The following is a 23790-nucleotide window of genomic DNA, read 5'->3' on the forward strand; positions in this document are numbered from 1 at the left end:
GAATTGACGGGGCCGTTTTCATTTCATGCTTACTTGAGCAGCGGGATGACCCTGTCGACTTTGCGACTTGGCCAATTGCTGTTTCGAACGACGCTGACAGTGAGCGACTGCTTCTCAATGGAAAGATCAGCAATCAAATACGTTTGCTGCGAAGCGGAGCCGCTGAGGAATACCGGCACATCACCAAAATGCTTGGTTCGATCCCAAGAGTAATAAGTCCCCGCGCCCCAGTGGTCATGCCCACCGAAGACCGCCGTCACCTTGTATTGCTCGATCATCTGCTTGAATCTCGAAATTTGCTCATCGTTACCGTTCCACCGGTAAACCTTGTGCATATTCAGAATGATGATCTTGCCCTGCTCCCGAGCCTTTTTTAAATCGTTCTCCAGCCAGTCAAGCGCAGGCGTGATTTCAAAGTCTGTGGGAAAAAGCGGATTGCCAGAGCTAAAACTGACGGTATAGGTCGGCTCGTTATTCAATTGAACGAAATGCACATCCCCGACACTTTTCGAGTAGGCGAGACTGCCGTAATAGATCTTTCCCAGGCCTGAACTTCTTGCCGCCAGATCCATGGATTCGACCTTCCCCCAGTAACGATCCTTGAGGTCGTTGACACTTCCCGCCGCACAGTTATTCCAGAAGCATTCATTCACATTATTGGCATAGTCATGATTACCCAAACCATAGTCATAGAGGCCCTCCAGCTTGTTATCGAAAACCGACTTTATGTATGAGCGCTCGCCTCCATGACCAAATGCAGTGATGTCACCATTGATCATCACCGGTATACGGGACGCACCGCCATTCAGCTTCCTGAAGCTTGAAATATCGGAGTATTGCAACTCTATTAGTTCCTTTGAGCGCGCTTCCTTATTTGGGTCGGTGATGTCTTGATCGGTAAGATCACTCCAGGGGTATTGCGAGTCTGAAGCAAACACCAGGTGGTGCGGTGTTTCTGTAGAGGAGGCTCCATAGGCCACGGGAACAACCATCACCAACGCAAAACACACCAACAACTTACTCTTTTTATAAAGCTTCATAGAAATCCATTTCGTTTAATATTTATCAGCCACCCAATGGCAGCAACTGCAAAATATATCGACCACTGACAATTAACAAATGATTAGCCCTTTTAGATCAACAGAAGATATGTCCAACACTTCCCAACACTTACAAGTTAAAAACATAAAAAATATGCCCTATGCATTACAACTCATATAAATGCAAAGGCCGGATAAGGTATGCAGCAAGCAAACCGGATTCGTTACGCCCCTTGCGGGCGCACTGACGCAACCCCTGCTGAGCGGGCAGCTATACTCAATAAGTCAATTGACCTGCATCACGTTTTGTTACATCTGCTACACCATTCGTGATTTTTCCCCAACGCGACCAAAGGTCGCACCCCCGGACTAGAGCTACAGGCGTATCATTGCGCCACTGCAGCACCTCTTTTTGACCGCGGTCGGCATGTACTGACCGGGGCATTTTTCCACTGCCGTGGGATGCAATGATGAGCAATCAGATTCCGGTACACGACGTCACCCCTGCCAAGAACGCGAACACCAGCGTCGATCTTTACGCCTCTCGAGAAAAAATCTACACCCGCGCCTTCACCGGTCTGTTCCGCAACTTGCGGATGATGGGCGGTGCTGGGCTGTTTCTGCTGTATTTCGGTACGGTCTGGCTGAACTGGGGCGGGCATCAGGCCGTCTGGTGGAACCTGCCGGAACGCAAATTCTTCATCTTTGGCGCCACCTTCTGGCCTCAGGACTTCATCCTGCTTTCGGGGATCCTGATCGTCAGCGCCTTCGGCCTGTTCTTCATTACCGTGTACGCCGGCCGGGTCTGGTGCGGTTATACCTGCCCCCAGAGCGTCTGGACGTGGATTTTCATGTGGTGCGAAAAGGTCACCGAAGGCGACCGCAACCAGCGCATCAAGCTCGACAAAGCGCCGATGAGCGCCAACAAATTCCTGCGCAAACTCAGCAAACACTCGATGTGGCTGTTGATCGGCTTCGTGACCGGCATGACCTTCGTCGGTTACTTCTCGCCGATCCGCGAGCTGACCATCGACTTCTTCACCGGCGAAGCCGACGGCTGGTCGTATTTCTGGGTCGGCTTCTTCACCCTCGCCACCTACGGCAATGCCGGTTGGTTGCGCGAGCAGGTGTGCATTTACATGTGCCCGTACGCGCGCTTCCAGAGCGTGATGTTCGACAAAGACACCCTGATCGTTTCCTACGACCCGCGTCGTGGTGAAAGCCGCGGCCCGCGCAAGAAAGGCGCCGACTACAAGGCCATGGGCCTGGGCGACTGCATCGACTGCACCATGTGCGTCCAGGTCTGCCCGACCGGGATCGACATCCGCGACGGCCTGCAAATCGAGTGCATCGGTTGTGCGGCCTGCATCGATGCCTGTGACAGCATCATGGACAAGATGGATTACCCGCGCGGTCTGATCAGCTACACCACCGAGCACAACCTGTCCGGGCAAAAAACCAATAAACTGCGCCCGCGACTGATCGGCTATGCCATGGTGCTGCTGGCAATGATGGGATTGCTGATGACCGCGTTCCTCATGCGTTCGCTGGTCGGTTTCGACGTCAGCAAGGACCGCGTGCTGTACCGCGAGAACGCCGAAGGCCGGATCGAAAACGTCTACAGCCTGAAGATCATGAACAAGGACCAGCGCGACCACACCTACCTGCTCGAAGCCACTGGCCTGCCGGACCTCAAGCTGCAAGGCAAGCGCGAGATCAAGGTCGCCGCCGGGGAGATTTTCAGCCAGCCGGTCGAACTGTCCAGCGCACCGGAGAAACTGCCATCGAGCACCAACGAGGTGAAATTCATCCTCAAGGATGCCGATGACGACAGCGTCCACATTGAAGCCAAGAGCCGGTTCATCGGCCCACAAGTTCGTTGAGAGAAGTGATCATGCCCACAGCAACTGCCGCAAGCCCCTGGTACAAGCACCTTTGGCCGTGGATCATCATCGCCATCCTGGCGTGTTCCGTGACCCTGACCTTGTCCATGGTGACGATCGCGGTGAACAACCCGGACAACCTGGTCAACGATAACTATTACGAGGCAGGCAAAGGCATCAACCGCTCCCTCGACCGTGAGTTGCTGGCGCAGACCCTGCTGCTGCGCGCCAGCATCCATCTGGACGACGTGACCGGCGAAGTCGACCTGCGCCTGAGCGGCAACAGCCAACCGAAAACCCTGGAACTGAACCTGATTTCGCCAACCCAGCCGGAGAAAGATCGCAAGATCACCCTGGCACGCAGCGAAACCGAACAGGGCCGCTACATTGGCCAAGTGAACGACAAAGTCGACGGACGCCGTTTCGTAGAGCTGCTGGGCGTACAGGATGACAAGACCTGGCGCATGTTCGAAGAAGAACAGGTCAGCCATGACAAGGATCTGCTGCTGGGTGATGAACCGCTGCAAGGCGCGGAAGACCTGAAGAAGTAAGCCTTACACTGATCGTTCCCACGCTCTGCGTGGGAACGCAGCCAGGGACGCTCCGCGTCCCAGCCGAAGCGGACGCGGAGCGTCCGGGGAGGCATTCCCACGCAGAGCGTGGGAACGATCATCGGACAACGCCTCATGACCACCCAACTCCCCTGCTACCACTGCGCCCTGCCCGTCCCGGCCGGCAGCCGCTTCACCGCTGCCGTCCTCGGTGAAACCCGCGAGTTCTGCTGCCCGGGTTGCCAGGCCGTGGCCGAAGCCATTGTGGCCGGTGGACTGGAAACCTATTACCAGCATCGCAGCGAGTCATCGGCTAACCCCGAAGCGCTGCCAGTGCAGTTGGTGGACGAACTGGCGCTGTACGACCGCGCCGACGTGCAAGCCCCTTTTGTTCGCCACGAAGGCGAACTGGCCGAAACCACCCTGCTGATGGAAGGCATCAGTTGCGCCGCGTGCGGCTGGCTGATCGAGAAACACCTGCGCAGCCTGCCCGCAGTGGCCGAAGCGCGCCTGAACCTGTCCAACCATCGCCTGCATGTGCGCTGGGCCGATGCGCAACTGCCGCTGAGCCAGGTACTCAGCGAATTGCGCCACATCGGTTACGCCGCGCACCCGTATCAAGCCGACCGTGCCAGCGAACAACTGGCCAGCGAAAACCGTCTGGCCCTGCGCCAGCTCGGCGTCGCCGGGCTGCTGTGGTTCCAGGCGATGATGGCGACCATGGCCACCTGGCCGGAATTCAACATCGACCTCAGCCCCGAACTGCACACCATCCTGCGTTGGGTCGCGCTGTTTCTCACCACCCCGATCGTGTTCTACAGCTGCGCGCCCTTCTTCAAAGGCGCCATGCGCGACTTGCGCACCCGCCACCTGACCATGGACGTCTCGGTGTCGCTGGCTATTGGCAGTGCCTACATCGCCGGGATCTGGACCTCGATCACCGGCGTCGGTGAGCTGTACTTCGACGCGGTCGGCATGTTTGCACTATTCCTGCTGGCCGGACGTTATCTCGAACGTCGCGCCCGCGAACGCACCGCCGCCGCCACCGCACAACTGGTCAACCTGTTACCTGCCTCGTGCCTGCGCCTGAGTGCCGACGGCCAAAGTGAGCGGATCCTGCTCAGCGAACTGCGCGTCGGCGATCAGGTGCTGGTGCATCCCGGCGCGATCCTCCCGGCTGACGGCAAGATCCTCGACGGCCAATCGAGCATCGACGAATCCCTGCTCACTGGCGAATACCTGCCGCAACCGCGCATGCCAGGCGATGCGGTTACTGCCGGCACCCTGAACGTCGAAGGCGCGCTGACCGTGGAAGTCCTGGCGCTGGGTCAAGACACCCGACTGTCCGCCATCGTCCGCCTGCTAGACCGCGCCCAGGCCGAGAAGCCGCGACTGGCGGAAATTGCCGACCGCGCCGCGCAATGGTTTTTGCTGCTGTCGCTGATTGCCGCGGCCGTCATCGGCCTGATCTGGTGGGAACTGGATTCGGCACGAGCCTTCTGGATTGTGTTGGCGATGCTCGTTGCGACCTGCCCGTGCGCCTTGTCCCTGGCCACACCGACCGCCCTCACCGCCGCCACCGGCACGCTGCACAAACTCGGCTTGCTGCTGACTCGCGGCCACGTGCTGGAAGGCCTCAATCAGATCGACACGGTGATTTTCGACAAGACCGGCACGCTGACGGAAGGTCGCTTGGCCTTGCGCTCGATTCGCCCGCTCGGCGCGCTCAACAGCGATCAATGCCTGAGCCTCGCCGCCGCCCTGGAAAACCGCTCCGAACACCCGATCGCCCGCGCGTTTGGCCGGGCGCCGCTGGCCGCCGAAGAAGTCCACAGCACGCCGGGGCTAGGCCTCGAAGGCTTGGTCGGTGAACAACGCCTGCGCATCGGTCAACCGGGTTTTGTCTGTGAACTCAGTGGCGCGGCCGTGCCTTCGATGCCAGATGAAGCCGGCCAATGGCTACTGCTCGGCGACAGCCAGGGACCGCTGGCATGGTTTGTTCTCGACGATCGCCTGCGCGCCGACGCTCCCGCGCTGCTCGCCGCCTGCAAGGCTCGCGGCTGGCGCACATTGCTGCTGTCCGGTGACAGCTCGCCGATGGTCGCCAGTGTCGCCGCGGAACTGGGCATCGATGAAGCCCGAGGCGGCTTGCGCCCAGACGATAAATTGCAGGTCCTGCAACAGTTGCACAAGGAAGGTCGCAAGGTGTTGATGCTCGGTGACGGCGTCAACGACGTGCCCGTGCTGGCCGCCGCCGACATCAGCGTGGCCATGGGTTCGGCTACCGATCTGGCGAAAACCAGTGCCGATGCCGTACTGCTGTCGAACCGCCTCGACGCCTTGGTCCAAGCCTTCAGCCTGGCTCGACGCACCCGCCGGGTAATCATCGAGAACCTGCTGTGGGCCGGGCTGTACAATGGCCTCATGTTGCCGTTCGCCGCCCTCGGCTGGATCACCCCGGTATGGGCTGCGATCGGCATGTCCATCAGTTCGTTGACCGTGGTGCTGAACGCCCTGCGCCTGACACGCATGCCAAACACGCCTGCGCTCAGCGCCACGCCAGAAACCCGTCCGCTGCCGGCCTGAGCCGCGCGGGCATGGAGTCAAGATGCCAGCTCTCTACGTGATGATCCCGGCCGCGCTGCTGATCGTGGCCATCGCCATTTACATCTTCTTCTGGGCAGTCGACAGCGGTCAGTACGACGACCTCGATGGCCCGGCCCACAGCATTCTGTTCGACGACCAGGACCCGAACCACAAAGCCGCGGTAGACGAAGCCAGCGGTCAGCCAGCCAAACCGGAAGACAAGGCGCCGCCTCATGCTTGAATTGGCGCCGCTGCTGGTGTCTGCGGTGATCCTCGGCCTGCTCGGCGGCGGGCATTGCCTGGGCATGTGCGGCGGCTTGATGGGCGCGTTGACCCTGGCGATTCCCAAGGAACAACGCAGCCGGCGTTTTCGACTGCTGCTGGCCTACAACTTGGGGCGAATCCTGAGCTACGCAACGGCGGGCCTGCTGATAGGTCTGGCCGGCTGGGCGGTGGCCAACAGCCCGGCGGCGATGTTCATGCGCGTCATCGCCGGATTGCTGTTGGTCGCCATGGGCCTGTACCTCGCCGGTTGGTGGAGCGGCCTGACTCGCATCGAAAGCCTCGGTCGCGGCCTGTGGCGGCACATCCAGCCCGTTGCCAACAAACTGCTGCCGGTGTCGAACGTCCCCCGCGCGTTGCTGCTGGGCGCGCTCTGGGGCTGGCTGCCGTGCGGGTTGGTTTACAGCACCCTCCTGTGGTCGGCGAGTCAGGGCAATGCACTGGACAGTGCGCTGTTGATGCTCGCGTTCGGGCTCGGCACCTGGCCGGTGCTGCTCGCCACGGGGCTGGCGGCTGAGCGGGTCACGGCGCTGTTACGCAAACGTAGCGTGCGGATGACGGGCGGATTGCTGGTGATCCTGTTCGGCATCTGGACCTTGCCAGGGCCGCATCAGCATTGGCTGATGGGCCACTAGGTCGGCGGCGCCCCCATCGCGAGCAGGCTCGCTCCCACATTGAAATGCATTCCCCTGTGGGAGCGAGCCTGCTCGCGATGAGGCCGGCACCAACAACACAAATCCTGACCGTTGATGCAAATCAAGATGCCCCGCCGCCGCGCCCCCTAGACTCGCCGACATTGCCAGCCTATCCGGGGGAATGCCCGCATGATGCTCGACGCCATTCGTTGGGACACCGATTTGATCCGCCGTTACGACCTGGCGGGACCGCGTTACACCTCCTACCCGACCGCGGTGCAATTCGACGGCCAGGTCGGCACGTTCGACCTGTTCCACGCCCTGCGCGACAGCCGTAAAGCCCTGCGCCCGTTATCGCTGTATGTGCACGTGCCGTTCTGCGCGAACATTTGCTACTACTGCGCCTGCAATAAAGTCATCACCAAGGACCGCGGCCGGGCCCAGCCCTATTTGCAGCGCCTTGAGCAGGAAATCCAGCTGATCGCCTGCCACCTCGACCCTGCACAGAAAGTCGAGCAACTGCACTTTGGCGGCGGCACTCCGACTTTTCTCAGTCACGATGAACTGCGCCAGTTGATGGCCCAGTTACGCAAGAACTTCAACTTGCTGGACGACGATTCCGGCGACTACGGCATCGAAATCGACCCCCGCGAAGCCGACTGGTCGACCATGGGCCTGCTTCGTGAACTGGGTTTCAACCGGGTCAGTATCGGCGTGCAAGACCTCGACCCGGCAGTGCAACGAGCCGTCAATCGCCTGCAAAGCCTGGAGGAAACCCGGGCGGTGATCGACGCTGCCCGCACGCTGCAGTTTCGCTCGATCAACATTGACCTGATCTACGGCTTGCCAAGGCAGACACCCGAGAATTTTGCCCGCACGGTTGATGAGGTGATCAACCTGCAACCGGACCGTCTCTCGGTATTCAACTACGCGCACCTGCCGGAGCGCTTCATGCCGCAACGGCGAATCAACAGCGACGAACTGCCGACACCCGCGCAAAAACTGGAAATGCTCCAGGGCACCATCGAGCAGCTGACCAAGGCCGGTTATCGCTACATCGGCATGGACCACTTCGCGCTGCCTGACGATGAACTGGCGATTGCTCAGGAAGAGTCGACCCTGCAACGCAACTTCCAGGGCTACACCACCCACGGTCATTGCGACCTGATTGGCCTGGGCGTATCGGCCATCAGCCAGATCGGCGACCTGTATTGCCAGAACAGCAGCGACCTGAATCAGTACCAGAACACGCTGGCCAGCGCGCAACTGGCCACCAACCGTGGCTTGCTGTGCAACGCCGATGACCGCCTGCGACGTGCGGTCATCCAGCAACTGATCTGCAGTTTCAGCCTGGAGTTCGCCGAGATCGAACACGCCTTCAACATCGACTTTCAGGGTTACTTCGGCGAACTCTGGCCCCAGTTGCAGGCAATGGCTGCAGACGGCCTGATCGAACTGGATAACGAACGGATCAACGTATTGCCCGCCGGACGATTGCTGGTGCGCTCGGTATGCATGGTGTTCGACGCGTACCTGGAACAGCACAATCGCCAGCGGTTTTCGCGGGTGATCTAGCCGTCACCTCACTGGCCGGTCCATAAAACGCTGACTTTACGACCCTGCGACAAAATCGCCGCGTGCCTGAATGTCCTCCCGTGAGTTACCCTTACGGCTTATGTGTGTTTTTTCCCACAAGGATTGAAGAAATGTCCGAGCCAGTAAAGCTGCGCGCTCATAGTCAGGCCCATTGCAAGGATTGCAGCCTGGCCCCTCTCTGTTTGCCACTTTCCTTGAATCTGGAAGACATGGAAGCGCTGGACGAAATCGTTAAACGTGGCCGCCCGCTGAAAAAGGGCGAATTCCTGTTCCGCCAGGGCGACACCTTCGATTCTGTTTATGCAGTACGCTCTGGCGCCCTGAAGACCTTCAGCCTGAGCGATGGCGGTGAAGAACAACTCACCGGTTTCCACCTGCCCAGCGAACTGGTCGGCCTGTCGGGCATGGACACCGAAAAACACCCGGTCTCGGCGCAAGCCATGGAAACCACTTCGGTGTGTGAAATCCCTTTCGAACGCCTCGACGAACTGGCGCTGCAACTGCCGCAACTGCGCCGTCAGTTGATGCGTGTGATGAGTCGCGAGATTCGCGACGATCAGCAAATGATGTTGCTGCTGTCGAAAAAAACCGCCGACGAGCGCATCGCCACATTCCTGGTCAACCTGTCGGCCCGTTTCCGCGCCCGAGGTTTCTCGGCCAACCAGTTCCGCCTGAGCATGTCGCGCAACGAAATCGGCAATTACCTGGGCCTGGCGGTGGAAACCGTGTCCCGGGTGTTCACGCGCTTCCAGCAAAACGAACTGATTGCGGCTGAAGGCAAGGAAATCCACATCCTCGACCCGATCCAGCTCTGCGCCCTGGCCGGCGGCTCGCTGGACGGCTGATCTCGGCGACGGCGGCTGAGCGAAACGGTTCAGCCGCCGTTATACTGCGTCGTTTGCAGCCTGCCAGGACACCTCGACGATGGTCTTCGACTCCTTCGACATCAAATCCCTCATCCGCCCTGTGATCGACTTTCCCAAGCCGGGCGTGATCTTTCGCGACATTACCCCGCTGTTCCAGTCGCCCACGGCCCTGCGCCTGGTGATGGACAGTTTCGCCCATCGTTATGTCGAGGCCGACTTCACCCACATCGGCGCGATGGACGCCCGTGGCTTTCTGATCGGTTCGATCCTGGCCTATCAGCTGAACAAGCCGCTGGTCCTGTTCCGCAAGCAAGGCAAGTTGCCGGCCGACGTACTGGCCGAGGGTTATGCGACCGAATACGGCGAAGCCTTCCTCGAAGTCCACGCCGACAGCCTGTGCGAGGGCGATTCGGTGGTGATGTTCGATGACCTGATTGCCACGGGCGGGACGCTGATTGCAGCGGCGAACCTGGTTCGACGCATGGGAGCGCGCGTTCATGAAGCGGCGGCGATCATCGATTTGCCGGAGCTGGGCGGATCGCAGCGCCTGGAAGACATGGGGATTGCGACTTTTTGCCTGACGCAGTTTGCGTTGTCTGATAAATAGGCGGCGTCTGGGCTAGATCGTTCCCACGCTCCGCGTGGGAATGCAGCCCGGGACGCTCCGCGTCCCACAGCGGACGCAGAGCGTCCATTGAGGCATTCCCACGCAGAGCGTGGGAACGATCAGCTCGTCACAGCCCCATCTGCTTGCTGATGATCTCGTTCATCACTTCCCGCGTCCCGCCGCCGATCGACAAAATCCGGTTATCGCGGTACAGCCGCTCCACCAGGCTCTCGCGCATGTACCCGAGGCCACCCAAAATCTGCACCGCATCCGTGGTAATCCGATCAGCCGTGTCGGTGGCAAAATTCTTGGCCATGGAAATCTCCTTGATCACACTCTGCCCCGCCGCCATTTTCGCTGCCTGGCGGTAGGTGAATTCCCGTGACACCTCCAGCGCCGTGGCCATTTCGGCGAGACGATGCTTGAGCACCTGAAACTTGCCGATGGGTTTGCCGAAGGCTTCACGCTGGCGAGCCCATTTCAGGCTTTCTTCCAGAGCCAGTTGCGCAGTCATGTTGGCCATTAGCGCCAGCGCCAGGCGTTCACTCTGGAAGTTGCCCATGATGCAGGCGAAGCCCATGTTCTCAGCGCCGATCAGATTTCCTGCCGGCACCCGGCAATCGTCGAAGAACAGTTCGGCAGTGTCCGACGCCCACCAACCCATTTTCTTCAACTGACGGCCGACGGTAAAACCGGGGGTGCCCTTCTCGATCAACAGCAGGCTGATGCCACCGAAACCCGGCGCACCGGTGCGCACCGCGACGGTGTAGAAATCCGCGCGGACGCCGCTGGTGATAAAGGTTTTGCTGCCGCTGACCCGGTAGAACTCGCCCTCACGCACGGCGCGGGTTTGCAGGTTGGCGACGTCGGAGCCACCACAGGGCTCGGTCACGGCCAGGGCGCTGATCTTCTCGCCGGCGAGCACCTGAGGCACAACGCGATCGCGGACTTCGGGTCTGGCCCACTTGAGGATCGGCGGCAGGCCGATGTCCAGCGAGCCAAGCCCCGCCACCAAGCCGCCGGAGCCACAACGCATCAGCTCTTCGCTGGCGGCGACCTTGGCGAACAGATCACCTTCGTGGCTGCCACCCAGGGCTTCGGGGTAACCGATCCCCAGAATCCCCGCCGCGCCGGCCTTGAGGTAGAGCTCGCGGGGAAAGCTTTCGGCTTCTTCCCACTGGTCGATGTCCGGCAGGATCTCGCGCTCGACGAAACGTCTGACGCTGTCGCGGACCAATTGGTGGCTGGGGTCGAAGTATTCCTGAAAGGCAGGCATCGGCGAGCTCCACTGAAGGTTCAGCGAAGTTAACCGAGCGCTTGCTTGGTTTTCAAGAAGATTGTCTGAATCAGATAGATCAAGGCGCCTGCATCGCGGGCAAGCCCGCTCCCACAGAATCTGCGGTGGCCACAATACCTGTGGGAGCGGGCTTGCCCGCGAAAGCGTCAGTTCAGACGCTACAAGGTAATGGGTTTACGCCCGGCAAACGAATGCGCCAACGTCCCGCCATCCACCAACTCCAGCTCGCCACCCAATGGCACGCCGTGGGCGATGCGCGAGGCGATCAGGCCTTTGTTGTTGAGCAACTGGGCAATGTAATGCGCTGTCGCCTCACCTTCCACGGTCGGGTTGGTCGCCAGAATCACTTCAGTGAACGTGCCCGCCTCTTCGATCCGCGCCAGCAGTTGCGGAATACCAATGGCCTCAGGCCCGAGTCCATCGAGTGGCGACAGATGCCCCTTGAGCACAAAGTAGCGACCACGAAAGCCGGTCTGCTCCACCGCGTAGACGTCCATCGGCCCTTCCACCACGCAGAGCAAGGTGTCGTCGCGACGGGTATCGGCGCATTGCGGGCAGAGGTCGTCTTCGGTGAGCGTGCGGCACAACCGGCAATGGCCCACCCCTTCCATGGCCTGGCTCAGTGCCGAGGCCAATCGCGAGCCGCCGCTGCGATCACGCTCGAGCAGCTGCAACGCCATGCGTTGGGCAGTTTTCTGACCCACACCTGGCAAAATTCGCAAGGCATCGATCAGTTGGCGAATCAAAGGGCTAAAGCTCATGGGGAAAAGTCCGACAAAACAACGAGACGCGGTTTATACCCGCGCCTCTGTTTAGCGTCAATTATTCAGTCCTGGGTGACCCGCACAACCAGTTTGCCGAAGTTGCGTCCTTCCAGCAGACCGATGAACGCTTCGGGTGCCTGCTCCAGGCCATCGACCACGTCTTCGCGGAACTTCACCTTGCCGTCGCGCACCCACGGCGCCATGGCGCTGACGAATTCCGGCTGACGATCACCGTAGTCGTCGAACACGATGAAGCCCTGGATTCGCACGCGCTTGGTCAACAGCGTGCGCTGCAATTGCGGCAGTCGATCGGGGCCGGTCGGTGCTTCTTGAGCGTTGTAGGACGCGATCAGACCGCAGAGTGGAATTCGCGCCTTGGGATTGAGTAACGGCAGCACGGCATCGAACACCTTGCCGCCGACGTTTTCGTAATAGATGTCGATGCCTTCGGAGCACGCCTTGGCCAATTCATCGGCGAAGTTCGGGCTCTTGTGATCGATGCAAGCATCAAAACCCAACTCCTCGACCACATAACGGCACTTTTCCGCGCCACCGGCCACGCCGACCACGCGCAAGCCCTTGATCTTCGCCACTTGACCGACCACCGAACCGACGGCGCCGGATGCAGCCGCCACCACCAGGGTTTCACCTTCCTTTGGCTGGCCGATGTCCATCAGCCCCATATACGCGGTCATTCCGGGCATGCCCAACACACCCAGCGCCATCGACGGGCTCGGCAGCCCGGACGGCAGCGGAATGATGTCGCGACCGTCACTGATGCTGTGGCTTTGCCAACCGGTGGAGCCGACCACCAGGTCACCTTCGTGGAATTTCGGATTCAGCGAGCGCTCGACCCGGCTGACAGCGCCACCGGTCATCACCTCGCCGATTTCAACCGGTGCGGCGTAGGACGGCGCGTCGCTCATGCGTCCGCGCATGTAGGGATCAAGTGACAGGTAGAGGGTCTTAAGCAGCACCTGACCGTCAGCCAGTTCCGGCAGCGCAACGCGCTCCAGACGGAAATTCTCCGGCGTCGGCGCGCCTGCCGGGCGGGATGCCAGGACGATACGTTGGTTGAGGGTCAATGCTTGTGGCATGTGAGCTTCTCCTTTTGATCGATGAATTCGGCGGTATAGGGAGCAGACCTTTTTGACGCTGGTGCGTTCGATGTTTCTGACTCATCAGCTCTGATCGTTCCCACGCTCTGCGTGGGAATGCGGCCCGGGACGCTCGGCGTCCCTTGCGAAGCGGACGCAGAGCGTCCATTGAGGCATTCCCACGCAGAGCGTGGGAACGATCGGTGCGGCAGAAACAAAAATGCCAGGCGCGATGCCTGGCATTTTTTTGTAGCCCATCCGAAACGCTTCAGCGCATCAGAATGGCAGTTTCATACCCGGTGGCAGTTGCATGCCAGCGGTCATGCCGGACATTTTGTCCTGGCTGTTGGCTTCGATCTTGCGCACGGCATCGTTGACGGCGGCGGCGAACACAGCCTCCAGCATCTCTTTGTCGTCTTCGCTCAAGCCTTCGACCAGGCTTGGATCGATGGTCACGCGCTTGACGTCGTGACGACCGGTCATCACCACGGTGACCATATCGCCACCGGCTTTACCGGTGACTTCGGCGTTGGCCAGTTCTTCCTGCATCTTGGCCATTTTTTCCTGCATCTGCTGCGCCTGCTTCATCAGGCCGGCCATGCCACCTTTCATCATGGGAATCACCTCAAAAGTACTTGGATAAATACAGCGCCCGGCCCTTTCGGCCGGACACCTTCAGTTATTAGCCCTGAGTGACCAGGGTCTCGACAGGTTCAATAGTATCGTTACGGACCACCGCACCGAACTGCTGCATCATTTGCTGGATGAACGGATCACCATGAATCGACTCCTCGGCCTCGCGCTGACGGTTCGCACGGCGACGGGACGCGGCCTGGGCCGGGGTTTCCTGCTCGGGCTTGATCAGTTCCATGCGCAAGGTCAGCGTACGTCCGTGAAACTGGTTCAACGCATCGTTCAAGCGGCGCTGTTGAGTCGCGTTGAACAGCGCGCTGTGAGCCGGGTCGAGGTGCATCAGCCAATTGTCACCTTCGACGGCGATCAGCGTGCAGTTGGCGGCGATGCTGCCGGTCATGCCGGAGATCGGCAGTTTCGGGAACAGCTCCAACCATTGCGCCGCCAGACCAGTGGCCGGCATGGCGGCCGGTTCAGGTTCGGCTTCCGGCGCTGGCTCGGCAGTGTGTTCGCTGGCCAGTTCATCGAGGTAGCTGTAAGCCGACTCCATGTCCGGCTCGATATAGTCCTCGTCCAGCGGCGGCTCGTCGTCCAGGTCCATGCCCGGCGTCGCGGCATCGACGTCGGCCACCGACGGCTCTGGAATCGGCGTAGCGGCCCACTCCGGCGCGTCAGGCACCGCGCTGTCCGGCGTCGGCAAAGGCATCGGCTGCAATTCGGGCTGTTCGCTGGCGGTTTCCAGCACCGGCTCGACGGCAGGCTGCTGAACGGCTTCAGGTTCTATCGGGTCATTCCAGGGCAAATCGACAACGGCTTCGACCGGTGCTGCTTCAATGACAGGCTCAGGCGCAACGACGGGCGCAACCGGCTCAGGCTCAGGCTCGGGCGCTGGTACTGGAGCAACCACTGCCGCAACCGGCTCAGGCGCGACGGGTGCAACTGCCGCAGCGACTACCGGCGCAACAACCTGCGCGGCAGCCACTGAATTTGCGGAATCAACTGTGGCCTGGCTGATCCCCACTGTCTTTAGCGGTTGCCTCGGGGCGTCCGCGGTGTCTGCCGGGCGGAACGCGAGCATCCGCAACAGAACCATTTCGAAGCCACCACGCGGGTCCGGCGCCAGCGGCAAGTCGCGCCGACCGATCAGGCCCATCTGGTAATAGAACTGCACGTCTTCGGCCGGCAATGCCTGGGCCAGTGCCAGCACCCGGTCACGGTCGCCATGACCGTTGTCGACGCCTTCAGGCAGGGCCTGGGCGATGGCGACACGGTGCAGCACGTTGAGAATTTCCGAGAGCACGCCGTTCCAGTCCGGGCCTTGTTCGGCAAGGTGACGGACGGCTTCGAGCAAGGCCTTGGCGTCGCCTTCGATCAGCGCATGCAGGACATCGTAGACCTGACCGTGATCGAGCGTGCCAAGCATCGCCCGTACGTCGGCAGCCATGACTTTGCCTTCACCGAAGGCAATGGCCTGGTCGGTCAGGCTCATGGCGTCGCGCATCGAACCGTCGGCAGCACGGCCCAGCAGCCACAGTGCATCCTCGTCGAACGGCACGTTCTCGACACTCAGCACGTGGGTCAAATGCTCGACCACGCGCTCCGGCGTCATGTTCTTCAGAGAGAACTGCAGGCACCGCGAAAGAATCGTTGCCGGAAGTTTCTGCGGATCGGTGGTCGCCAGGATGAACTTGACGTAGGGCGGCGGCTCTTCAAGGGTTTTCAACAGCGCATTGAAGGAATGGCTGGAGAGCATGTGCACTTCGTCGATCAGGTAGACCTTGAAGCGCCCGCGGCTCGGCGCGTACTGAACGTTGTCCAGCAGTTCGCGGGTATCCTCGACCTTGGTCCGGCTCGCGGCGTCGATCTCGATCAGGTCGACGAAGCGACCCTCATCGATCTCGCGGCACACCGAACACTCGCCGCAAGGCGTTGAAGTGATACCTGTTTCACAGTTCAGGCATTTGGCGATGATCCGCGCGATAGTGGTCTTGCCGACCCCGCGGGTGCCGGTAAACAGATAGGCGTGGTGCAGCCGCTGGCTGTCCAAGGCATTGATCAGAGCCTTGAGCACATGGGTCTGGCCGACCATTTCGCGGAACGAGCGCGGACGCCATTTACGTGCAAGAACCTGATAACTCATCGAAAACCGTCGCAACGAAGGAACACAAGCGGCTAATGCTAGCGGAGCAAGGCTAAAATTGCATCCGGTGCGCTCGTCTAATCTGGCTAAGATGGTCTTTTGGGGGCTTTTATCGGCTCGGGTTTTATCAGTACCGGAGCGTTTATGCGGCTGGCCTTTGGGGCACTGCTATTGATCAGCCTGAATATCGCTGGCGCCGAACCGCCATTGCGCTTCGTGGTGCCCGACAGTTGGGCAATGCCGATGACGCAACTGGAACGCGGGCATCCAACCCAAGGCATCCTGCACGACGTGATGATCAGCCTCGCGACCCAGGTCGGTATGCCGGCCGAATTTCACGTGCTGCCGCGGGCGCGGGTGCAACACGCCATGGAACACGGCGAGGTCGATATCCGCTGCTATGCGGCGCAGTCCTGGCTGCCGAATCAGTCCGGGGACTACATCTGGAGCATCCCACTGTGGTTTCAGCGTGACATGCTGATCAGCCGGTCCGATCCGCTGACCTCAGTGATACCTGCGGACTTGTCGCAACAACCCATCGGCACGGTACTCGGCTACAGCTATCCGACCCTGCAACCGCTGTTTGACGCCAGCCGACTGCATCGTGAAGACGCGCGCAACCAGGAGCAGGTGCTGGAAAAACTCCTGGCCGGACGCTATCGCTACGCCGTGAGCAATCAATGGACGCTGGACTGGTTCAACCAGCGCCTGCTGCCTGGCCGGCAACTGCAAGGCGTGGCGGTCTTGCAGGAACAGAGTGTCGGTTGTTATGTGCGCAACGATCCCAAAGTGCCGGTGCAGCGAATTTTGCGCACCTTGGTACGAATGAAAATGTCCGGGGAAATCGACGACATCATCCGGCTCTATATAGGCTCCGAGCCAAGCACACCCTAAGCGATCCCTCTGATCGACACGAGACCCATGTGGGAGCGAGCCTGCTCACGATAGCGGTATGTCAGCCCCATCAATGTTGAATGTAAGACCGCTATCGCGAGCAGGCTCGCTCCCACATGAGGCCGGTGTTGGCCACAAAAATTCAGCTTACCTGATCCAGCACCTGCCATTGCAATGGCGCGACAAACCCCGCAACCCAGCCCGCTACTTCGGCGGGCGGCATGGGCCGGGCAATGAAACAGCCTTGAGCCACTTCACACCCCAGGCGCAGCAGCAATTCACCTTGTTCGATACTTTCCAGCCCTTCGGCGATCACCTGGCGGCCAAAGGCCCGAGCCAGGCCAATGACCGCCATGGTCAGGGCCAGATCATCACGATCGTTAACGATGTCGCGCACAAACGACTTGTCGATCTTGATGGTTTGGGTTCGCAAACGCTTGAGGTAGCTCAGGGACGAATAACCGGTGCCGAAGTCCCCCAGTGAAAACTGCACCCCCAGCGCCTGACAGGCCTGTAAACAAGCGCTGACATGCTGAATATTCTCAATCGCCACCGACTCGACGATTTCCAGATCGAGCATCTGCGGAGCCACCTGGGCATGCCGGGCGAGCATGTGCTTGAGCCGGTCGACAAAATCCGCGCGCTGGAAATGTCGTGCCGCAATATTAATGCTGACTGGCCAGCCCTGCCCCGCTTGCTGCCAATGGTGCAACTGCGACAAGACCTGATCCATCATCCACTCACCAATTTCGATGATCAGGTCCGTTTCTGCCACCAGCGGCAAAAACTCACGGACCGGCACCATGCCGCGTTGCGGATGCTCCCATCGCAACAACGCCTCGAAGCCGACAACCTCGCCAAGACGCATGTTCACCTTGGGCTGGAAATGCACACGCAACTCACCGCCAGCCAGCGCCTGGCGCACTCGCCCGACCGTTTGATGAGTGGCCTTGACCTCCTGATCCCGCGACACATCGAACAAATGAAAGCGATTTCGACCGCGTTGTTTCGCCACGTACATGGCCTGATCGGCATGACGTAAAAGGGTTTCGGCATCTTCATTGTCGTCGGGGAACAAGGTGACGCCGATACTGGCAAACACATTGACGTCCTTGCCATGCAGCGAGTACGGGGCCGAAATGGCGCCGAGCACCCGGTTCAACGCCGCACGCAGTTCCGATAGATCTCGCACGTAGCGCAACACCAGCACAAACTCGTCACCGGCCAACCGTGCCACCACATCTTCGCCGCGAACGATGGTTCGCAAACGCTTGGCCACTTCGACCAACAGCAGATCGCCGCTGGCATGCCCGTAGCCATCGTTGACCGCTTTGAAACCGTCGAGATCGAGCATGCAAACTGCCAGCGGGATGTTTTCGTGACGGGAAAACTCCAACGCCTGATCCAGCAAATCCGAGAGAAACGCGCGATTCGGCAGCCCGGTCAGCACGTCATGCCCCACCCGCCATTGCAGTGAATGCAGCAACTGGCGTTTTTCGCTGATGTCGAAACGAATCGAAAGATAACGGTCAACCCGCCCGGTGGCGTCATCGAGCACCGGCACCATGGTGCTGTCGACCCAATACAGGCTGCCGTCCTTGGCGCGATTACAAATCTCGCCTTTCCAGACCTTGCCCAAGGCGATGGTGCGCCACATCGCCGCGAAGAAATCGGCGGAGTGCAGACCCGAGTTGAGGAGACGATGGTTCTGCCCGAGAAGTTCTTCGCGGCTGTAGCCGGATACGGCACAGAACTGATCATTGACGTGGGTGATCCGGCCGCTCAGATCGGTCTCGGAAAAAATCGCGGCGGCATCCACGGCCCTGCGGTATTTCTCATCCATGAGTCAGGCTCGCTGTGGCTAGCGGTGATACCGCTCGACCAGTGCAGGATGCCCGGAAGAGATGTTTGAATAGATAATGCGCAGCAACACGATATCACTCCATGAACAGCGTTTGATGGCCTCCTGACAGCAGAGATCAACTAACCTTAAAGGCCCCAAATCTCCATTTCGCGCGGCGATTCTACGAAACGCATCACATTTTGCAAAGCAAGGTGATGGATCATGCAGTTGTCTAATGCAAAAATCTATCGTTAAGTTCTTGATTCTAAATGGGAATTAAGCGATGCAAATTTCAAGTTTGGGTGCGGCCATTCGGCGCTACCGCAAGGTCGCTGGGCTTACTCAGGCTGAACTCGGTGAAAAAACCGGTTTTGACCCCAAAACCATCAGCCGCTTCGAAACCGGCACCTACACCCCCAGCATAGAAACCTTGTTCCTGTTTGCCGATGTGTTGGGTGTGAAGCTGAAAGCCTTTTTCGCAGATTTAGGCGATGAAGATGAACAGCGGGCGTATCTGTTCGGTGTCATACATAAAGCCACCCCGAAGGATCTGGGAAAGCTGATTGCAGCGGTTGACCAGGCCTTGTCCAAGCCTTAGCACCAAAAATAAAAAAGGAGGCCGAGCTGTCGCACTCGACAGCTCGGCCTCCTTTTATATGTTCGCACTGAAAAGCGGAAACGAGAAAACACCGCCCTGGACGAGATCCATGGCAGAGCAACAGGTATGTGTTTTTGAGACAGGTAACGCGAAAGAGGATTCGCGGTGCGTTATGGAGGCAACCCCACCAGCCACACCCCGGCACACAATGTTCCCGCTGTGGCTGCTTCCTTCCGGATCTGACCAGGTTCACGGGTAATCGTTGCGGGGGGACCGATGGGGTCACCATAACGACGCTCACCTGACGGCGAGCCGCGCCATTGTACCTATCTGAGACGAAGTTACAACCGTTCGGGCGGATTAAAAATATGTGCCGCTTCAAGGACATGCATATCTCTTGAAAAGATCGCGACCTGTAGCAGCTGGCGTAGCCTGCGTTCGGCTGCGCAGCAGTCGTCAGTACGGTGATCGTGGTTTGCCTGAAAAACCGCACGGTCTGTTTTTACGGCTGCTGCGCAGCCGGACGCGGCCTCGCAGGCTCGACCGCTGCTACATTAAGTGAGCGCCGTGGCGGGGGGTTACAAGTCCTGCAACACCTCATCCGCCCGGCCGCCCTCCTGCTGGATCACCAGATGGATGAAGTGCAGCTTGGCGATCACTGCCGGCGGCAGGACAAACGGATAGAAATCCGGCTGCCCCATGCTGCGCGACAACTCATTGAGCATGCCCGCCAGTTCGATCCACGCATTGACGAACGACAGGAACGCCGCGCCGCCGGGATGCTGTGGGTCGTAGAGGGTGCTTGGAGGAAACGGCTGATAGTCGAAATCCATCTCCCGGGCACTCATTCCGAACCCCAACGCCGTATCCACTGCATCCATCATGTGCAGGTAGTGAGCCCAGGTTTCGGCCCAATCCTCCCATGGATGCATGGTCGCGTAGGCGCTGACGTAATGTTGCTGCCAATCGAGCGGTGCGCCTTGCTGATAATGCCGTTCGAGAGCGTCGGTGTAGCTGGCGCGCTCGTCGCCGAACAGGCTGCGAAATGGTTCCAGCCATTGGCTGTTGGCGATCAACCGATCCCAGTAGTAATGCCCGACTTCATGCCGAAAATGCCCGAGCAGCGTGCGATAAGGTTCGTGCATCTGCACCCGAACCTGCTCGCGATGAGCGTCGTCGGCTTCCTTGATATCGAGGGTGATCAGACCGTTGGCGTGACCGGTGGTTGGCGGCTTGCCTTCGAGGTCGACACCAATGAAATCGAAAGCCAGCCCCGTCTCTTCGTCCACGGTTTTGGGAATCACCTGTAAACCCAGGCTGACCAACTGTGCGACCAGTCGCCGCTTGGCCGTTTCAACCTTGCGCCAGCGTTCGTGGTTTTCGGCAATCGACAGGTCGGGAATGGTGTGGTTCAGGCTACAGGCGATGCATAGCGCATCGTGGTCATTGGCGGGCAATAGCCAATTGCACGCGGCCGGGGAATCGAGGTTGGCGCAGCGGCGAAAGCCCCCGGCGTCGGGATCGGCGTCGAGCAACCAGGTATCAGCCTGCAAGCCGGACTGCAGCGACGACAGGCGGCTTTGCTCCGGTTGATAACCCAAGGCCGCGGAACACGCCAGACACTGGCTGTTGCGAAAAAACAGCGACTGCCCGCAACGGCACTGCCAGACCTTGCTGTTGCGCGAGCTTTCGCCGATGAAAGGCGCGGCGATGCGTGAACTGAGCTGTTCGAAGAAGCGGTACATGACGATCTCTCCCTGAGGCTTGCCAAGACTAGATCATTACTCGCGGATGATCGTTCCCACGCTCTGCGTGGGAATGCCGCCCCCGGACGCTCCGCGTCCGCTGTGACGCAGAGCGTCACGGGATGCGTTACCACGCGGAGCGTGGGAACGATCGACTAAACAGAAATATCGTGCTTCTTCAGGAACTCGACAAACGCTTCTTCATCGAGCACTTTCAATCCCAGCTCATTCGCCTTCGTCAACTTGGAACCTGCACCCGGCCCAGCGACCACACAATGAGTCTTGGCCGACACCGAGCCCGCCACCTTGGCACCGAGGCTTTCAAGTTTGTCCTTGGCGATGTCGCGGCTCATCAACTCCAGCGAACCGGTCAGCACCCAGGTCTGCCCGGCCAGCGGCAAGCCTTCGACGACTTTCTTCTCGCTCTGCCAATGCATGCCAAAATCGCGCAGCTGTTTCTCGGCGGCTTCGGCAATCTGGCGATTTTGCGCAACCGCAAAAAACTCTCGAACCGAAGTGGCCTGTTTTTCCGGCAGTGCCTGGCGCATATCCAGCCAGTCGGCGCTGAAAACACCTTCAAGTGAACCAAACTTGTCCGCCAGCTTCTGCGCCCCGCCCGGCCCGACCGAAGGGATGTGCAGCTTGTCGAGGAAGCCACCCAACGTAGTGCTGGCGGAAAACTCGGCGCCGAGCTCTCCCTGATCCTGAATCTGCATGCCGTGCTTGAGCAGATCCTTGATCACCTGCTGGTTATGCGCATCTTCGAAGAAGCTGTGAATCTCATGAGCCACTTCCAGACCCACATCCGGCAAATACGTAAGCACTTGCGGCAAGGCTTGCTGAACCCGCTCCAGCGAGCCGAGAGAACGCGCCAGTACCTTCGCCGTCTCTTCGCCGACATCGGGAATCCCGAGGGCGTAGATGAAGCGCGCCAGGCTTGGGTGCTTGCTGTCTTCGATGGCGCTGAGCAGGTTCTTGCTCGACAACTCGGCAAAGCCTTCCAGATCGACAATCTGCTCGAACGTCAGCGCGTACAAATCAGCCGGCGAACTCACCAGTCCTTCGTCCACCAGTTGCTCAACGCTCTTTTCGCCCAGGCCTTCGATGTCCATGGCGCGACGGGAGACGAAGTGAATGATGGCCTGCTTGAGTTGCGCACCGCACGCCAGACGACCGACGCAGCGGTACACCGCGCCTTCGCTGACGGTCTCGCGACCTTTGCTGCGCTTGACCAGTTGCGTGCGCTCGACATGCGAGCCGCAGACCGGGCATTTCTCGGGAATCTGTACTGGCCGTGCGTCGTCCGGACGGCGCTCGATGACCACTTGCACCACCTGCGGAATGACATCACCAGCGCGGCGAATGATCACCGTGTCGCCAATCATCAGGCCCAGGCGCGCCACTTCGTCCATATTGTGCAACGTCGCGTTGGCCACGGTCACACCCGCGACCTTGACCGGCTTCAAGCGCGCCACCGGCGTCACTGCACCGGTACGACCGACCTGGAATTCCACATCGAGCAATTCAGTGAGTTCTTCCATCGCCGGGAATTTGTGCGCGATCGCCCAGCGCGGTTCACGAGCACGGAAACCCAGCTCACGCTGGGAGGCAATGCTGTTGACCTTGAACACGACGCCGTCGATTTCGTAGGGCAGCGAATTTCGGCGCTCACCGATGTCGCGGTAATAATCCAGGCATTCAGCGATGCCGTGAGCCAGTTTCAACTCATGGCTGATCGGCATGCCCCAAGCCTTGAGCTGCTTGAGATTGCCAATGTGCGTATCCGCAATGTCGGCCGAAATCTGACCGAGGCCATAGCAGCAGAACTCCAGCGGACGGTTGGCGGTGATCTTCGAATCGAGCTGGCGCAAGCTACCCGCCGCCGCGTTGCGCGGATTGGCGAAAGTCTTGCCGCCGACTTCCAGCTGCGTGGCGTTGAGGCGCTCGAAACCGGCCTTGGACATGAACACTTCGCCGCGCACTTCCAGGGTCGCTGGCCAGCCAGTACCGTGCAGCTTGAGCGGAATGTTGCGCACGGTACGGACATTGACGCTGATGTCTTCGCCAGTGGTGCCGTCGCCACGAGTCGCGCCGCGCACCAATACGCCATCCTGATACAACAAACTGACCGCCAGGCCATCGAGTTTGGGTTCACAGCTGTATTCCACCGCCGCGCCGCCGAACAAGTCGCCCACCGGCAGGTCGAGACCTTCGGTTACCCGCCGATCGAACTCACGCATGTCGGTTTCTTCGAAGGCGTTGCCGAGGCTGAGCATCGGCACTTCGTGACGCACCTGTGTGAACGCCGACAGCGCCGCACTGCCGACGCGCTGGGTTGGCGAGTCGCTGGTGATCAGTTCGGGATGGGCCGCTTCGAGGGCCTTGAGCTCGTGGAACAACCGGTCGTATTCGGCGTCCGGAATGCTCGGCTCGTCCAGCACGTGGTAGCGATAGTTGTGCTGATCGAGTTCAGCGCGCAGCTCTAGAATGCGGTTTTTGGCGGCGGTCATGGGTGTTCTCTCATAAAGCAAAAGAGCAGCCGAGGCTGCTCAATTTTCTAATCACGATAGCCTGATGGCTTGCACTTTGTGGCGAGGGGGCTTGCCCCCGTTCGGCTGCGAAGCAGTCGTAAAACCAGAGAGTGCGATGTATTTGAATAACGGAGCTACCTAAATGAAGGGGCTGCTTCGCAGCCCAACGGGGGCAAGCCCCCTCGCCACAAGAGCCCGCTCC

At 59.8% G+C, this 23790-nt stretch carries 19 protein-coding genes and 1 other RNA gene; 10 read left to right on the plus strand and 10 right to left on the minus strand.

Going from position 1 to position 23790, the window contains the following annotated elements:
- Window positions 1-29: 29 nt before the first annotated feature.
- Complete coding sequence (locus tag ACQ4OB_RS11250) at window positions 30-1040, minus strand: metallophosphoesterase family protein (protein WP_074875091.1); 1011 nt, start codon at window positions 1038-1040, stop codon at window positions 30-32.
- A gap of 470 nt (window positions 1041-1510) precedes the next feature.
- Between ACQ4OB_RS11250 and ccoG the strand changes: the two genes are divergently transcribed.
- From ccoG to ACQ4OB_RS11290, 8 genes are all read left to right on the plus strand, one after another.
- The gene (gene ccoG / locus ACQ4OB_RS11255) at window positions 1511-2923 is read left to right on the plus strand and encodes a cytochrome c oxidase accessory protein CcoG (protein WP_430955693.1); all 1413 of its coding nucleotides are present in this window, start codon (window positions 1511-1513) and stop codon (window positions 2921-2923) included.
- An 11-nt stretch (window positions 2924-2934) separates the two neighbouring features.
- Complete coding sequence (locus tag ACQ4OB_RS11260) at window positions 2935-3474, plus strand: FixH family protein (RefSeq protein ID WP_076030363.1); 540 nt, start codon at window positions 2935-2937, stop codon at window positions 3472-3474.
- A 135-nt stretch (window positions 3475-3609) separates the two neighbouring features.
- Window positions 3610-6060 (plus strand): heavy metal translocating P-type ATPase, encoded by a 2451-nt coding sequence (locus ACQ4OB_RS11265; protein ID WP_430955694.1) that lies wholly within the window; start codon window positions 3610-3612, stop codon window positions 6058-6060.
- Window positions 6061-6082: 22 nt separating this feature from the next.
- Entirely contained in the window at window positions 6083-6301 is a 219-nt protein-coding gene (ccoS, locus tag ACQ4OB_RS11270; protein WP_074875084.1) for a cbb3-type cytochrome oxidase assembly protein CcoS, read from the plus strand.
- Entirely contained in the window at window positions 6294-6977 is a 684-nt protein-coding gene (locus ACQ4OB_RS11275) for a sulfite exporter TauE/SafE family protein (RefSeq protein WP_008146819.1), read from the plus strand. The genes ccoS and ACQ4OB_RS11275 overlap by 8 nt, the downstream gene beginning before the upstream one ends.
- A gap of 192 nt (window positions 6978-7169) precedes the next feature.
- A complete protein-coding gene (gene hemN, locus ACQ4OB_RS11280) occupies window positions 7170-8552 on the plus strand; it encodes an oxygen-independent coproporphyrinogen III oxidase (protein ID WP_074880565.1) in 1383 nt (460 codons plus the stop codon).
- 131 nt (window positions 8553-8683) lie between these two features.
- The gene (fnr, locus tag ACQ4OB_RS11285) at window positions 8684-9418 is read left to right on the plus strand and encodes a fumarate/nitrate reduction transcriptional regulator Fnr (protein ID WP_008146816.1); all 735 of its coding nucleotides are present in this window, start codon (window positions 8684-8686) and stop codon (window positions 9416-9418) included.
- Between the two features lie 79 nt (window positions 9419-9497).
- Window positions 9498-10046 (plus strand): adenine phosphoribosyltransferase, encoded by a 549-nt coding sequence (locus ACQ4OB_RS11290; RefSeq protein WP_102616085.1) that lies wholly within the window; start codon window positions 9498-9500, stop codon window positions 10044-10046.
- Window positions 10047-10173: 127 nt separating this feature from the next.
- Here ACQ4OB_RS11290 and ACQ4OB_RS11295 read toward each other — a convergent pair whose 3' ends face one another.
- From ACQ4OB_RS11295 to dnaX, 5 genes are all read right to left on the minus strand, one after another.
- Window positions 10174-11322: an acyl-CoA dehydrogenase family protein gene (locus ACQ4OB_RS11295; RefSeq protein ID WP_430955695.1), complete on the minus strand. Its 1149-nt coding sequence runs from the start codon at window positions 11320-11322 to the stop codon at window positions 10174-10176.
- Between the two features lie 179 nt (window positions 11323-11501).
- The gene (gene recR / locus ACQ4OB_RS11300) at window positions 11502-12104 is read right to left on the minus strand and encodes a recombination mediator RecR (protein ID WP_074875078.1); all 603 of its coding nucleotides are present in this window, start codon (window positions 12102-12104) and stop codon (window positions 11502-11504) included.
- A 65-nt stretch (window positions 12105-12169) separates the two neighbouring features.
- Window positions 12170-13204, minus strand: a complete 1035-nt coding sequence (locus ACQ4OB_RS11305) for an NADP-dependent oxidoreductase (RefSeq protein ID WP_074875076.1) — start codon at window positions 13202-13204, stop codon at window positions 12170-12172.
- A 276-nt stretch (window positions 13205-13480) separates the two neighbouring features.
- Complete coding sequence (locus ACQ4OB_RS11310; RefSeq protein ID WP_008028561.1) at window positions 13481-13819, minus strand: YbaB/EbfC family nucleoid-associated protein; 339 nt, start codon at window positions 13817-13819, stop codon at window positions 13481-13483.
- Window positions 13820-13886: 67 nt separating this feature from the next.
- A complete protein-coding gene (gene dnaX, locus ACQ4OB_RS11315; protein WP_430955696.1) occupies window positions 13887-15977 on the minus strand; it encodes a DNA polymerase III subunit gamma/tau in 2091 nt (696 codons plus the stop codon).
- A 144-nt stretch (window positions 15978-16121) separates the two neighbouring features.
- Here dnaX and ACQ4OB_RS11320 point away from each other — a divergent pair, with 144 nt between their 5' ends.
- The gene (locus ACQ4OB_RS11320; RefSeq protein ID WP_102616088.1) at window positions 16122-16871 is read left to right on the plus strand and encodes a substrate-binding periplasmic protein; all 750 of its coding nucleotides are present in this window, start codon (window positions 16122-16124) and stop codon (window positions 16869-16871) included.
- Between the two features lie 142 nt (window positions 16872-17013).
- Here ACQ4OB_RS11320 and ACQ4OB_RS11325 read toward each other — a convergent pair whose 3' ends face one another.
- Window positions 17014-18714, minus strand: coding sequence for a putative bifunctional diguanylate cyclase/phosphodiesterase (locus ACQ4OB_RS11325; RefSeq protein WP_430955697.1), 1701 nt, complete (start codon window positions 18712-18714; stop codon window positions 17014-17016).
- Between the two features lie 283 nt (window positions 18715-18997).
- Between ACQ4OB_RS11325 and ACQ4OB_RS11330 the strand changes: the two genes are divergently transcribed.
- Window positions 18998-19312: a helix-turn-helix domain-containing protein gene (locus ACQ4OB_RS11330; protein WP_102616090.1), complete on the plus strand. Its 315-nt coding sequence runs from the start codon at window positions 18998-19000 to the stop codon at window positions 19310-19312.
- A gap of 182 nt (window positions 19313-19494) precedes the next feature.
- Here the strand turns inward: ACQ4OB_RS11330 and ffs are convergent.
- The 3 genes from ffs to ligA all read right to left on the minus strand — a co-directional run bounded on the left by ffs (window position 19495) and on the right by ligA (window position 23567).
- Window positions 19495-19591: signal recognition particle sRNA small type (gene ffs, locus ACQ4OB_RS11335), an RNA gene on the minus strand.
- Between the two features lie 299 nt (window positions 19592-19890).
- A complete protein-coding gene (locus ACQ4OB_RS11340; protein ID WP_430955698.1) occupies window positions 19891-21057 on the minus strand; it encodes a zinc-binding metallopeptidase family protein in 1167 nt (388 codons plus the stop codon).
- 155 nt (window positions 21058-21212) lie between these two features.
- A complete protein-coding gene (ligA, locus tag ACQ4OB_RS11345; RefSeq protein ID WP_430955699.1) occupies window positions 21213-23567 on the minus strand; it encodes an NAD-dependent DNA ligase LigA in 2355 nt (784 codons plus the stop codon).
- Between the last annotated feature and the right edge of the window lie 223 nt (window positions 23568-23790).

This window comes from Pseudomonas sp. ES4 (genome assembly GCF_050586665.1).
GTDB classification, from domain to species: domain Bacteria; phylum Pseudomonadota; class Gammaproteobacteria; order Pseudomonadales; family Pseudomonadaceae; genus Aquipseudomonas; species Aquipseudomonas frederiksbergensis.

What these genes read in the sequence shown, in the direction of transcription:
- ACQ4OB_RS11325 (WP_430955697.1), bottom strand. Translation starts at nt 18,714, where the DNA reads ATGGATGAGAAATACCGCAGGGCCGTGGATGCCGCCGCGATTTTTTCC.
- ccoS (WP_074875084.1), top strand. Translation starts at nt 6,083, where the DNA reads ATGCCAGCTCTCTACGTGATGATCCCGGCCGCGCTGCTGATCGTGGCC.
- ACQ4OB_RS11320 (WP_102616088.1), top strand. Translation starts at nt 16,122, where the DNA reads ATGCGGCTGGCCTTTGGGGCACTGCTATTGATCAGCCTGAATATCGCT.
- dnaX (WP_430955696.1), bottom strand. Translation starts at nt 15,977, where the DNA reads ATGAGTTATCAGGTTCTTGCACGTAAATGGCGTCCGCGCTCGTTCCGC.
- ACQ4OB_RS11305 (WP_074875076.1), bottom strand. Translation starts at nt 13,204, where the DNA reads ATGCCACAAGCATTGACCCTCAACCAACGTATCGTCCTGGCATCCCGC.
- ACQ4OB_RS11290 (WP_102616085.1), top strand. Translation starts at nt 9,498, where the DNA reads ATGGTCTTCGACTCCTTCGACATCAAATCCCTCATCCGCCCTGTGATC.
- ACQ4OB_RS11295 (WP_430955695.1), bottom strand. Translation starts at nt 11,322, where the DNA reads ATGCCTGCCTTTCAGGAATACTTCGACCCCAGCCACCAATTGGTCCGC.
- ACQ4OB_RS11275 (WP_008146819.1), top strand. Translation starts at nt 6,294, where the DNA reads ATGCTTGAATTGGCGCCGCTGCTGGTGTCTGCGGTGATCCTCGGCCTG.
- ACQ4OB_RS11310 (WP_008028561.1), bottom strand. Translation starts at nt 13,819, where the DNA reads ATGATGAAAGGTGGCATGGCCGGCCTGATGAAGCAGGCGCAGCAGATG.
- ccoG (WP_430955693.1), top strand. Translation starts at nt 1,511, where the DNA reads ATGAGCAATCAGATTCCGGTACACGACGTCACCCCTGCCAAGAACGCG.
- ACQ4OB_RS11330 (WP_102616090.1), top strand. Translation starts at nt 18,998, where the DNA reads ATGCAAATTTCAAGTTTGGGTGCGGCCATTCGGCGCTACCGCAAGGTC.
- recR (WP_074875078.1), bottom strand. Translation starts at nt 12,104, where the DNA reads ATGAGCTTTAGCCCTTTGATTCGCCAACTGATCGATGCCTTGCGAATT.
- ligA (WP_430955699.1), bottom strand. Translation starts at nt 23,567, where the DNA reads ATGACCGCCGCCAAAAACCGCATTCTAGAGCTGCGCGCTGAACTCGAT.
- fnr (WP_008146816.1), top strand. Translation starts at nt 8,684, where the DNA reads ATGTCCGAGCCAGTAAAGCTGCGCGCTCATAGTCAGGCCCATTGCAAG.
- ACQ4OB_RS11340 (WP_430955698.1), bottom strand. Translation starts at nt 21,057, where the DNA reads ATGTACCGCTTCTTCGAACAGCTCAGTTCACGCATCGCCGCGCCTTTC.
- ACQ4OB_RS11260 (WP_076030363.1), top strand. Translation starts at nt 2,935, where the DNA reads ATGCCCACAGCAACTGCCGCAAGCCCCTGGTACAAGCACCTTTGGCCG.
- ACQ4OB_RS11250 (WP_074875091.1), bottom strand. Translation starts at nt 1,040, where the DNA reads ATGAAGCTTTATAAAAAGAGTAAGTTGTTGGTGTGTTTTGCGTTGGTG.
- hemN (WP_074880565.1), top strand. Translation starts at nt 7,170, where the DNA reads ATGCTCGACGCCATTCGTTGGGACACCGATTTGATCCGCCGTTACGAC.
- ACQ4OB_RS11265 (WP_430955694.1), top strand. Translation starts at nt 3,610, where the DNA reads ATGACCACCCAACTCCCCTGCTACCACTGCGCCCTGCCCGTCCCGGCC.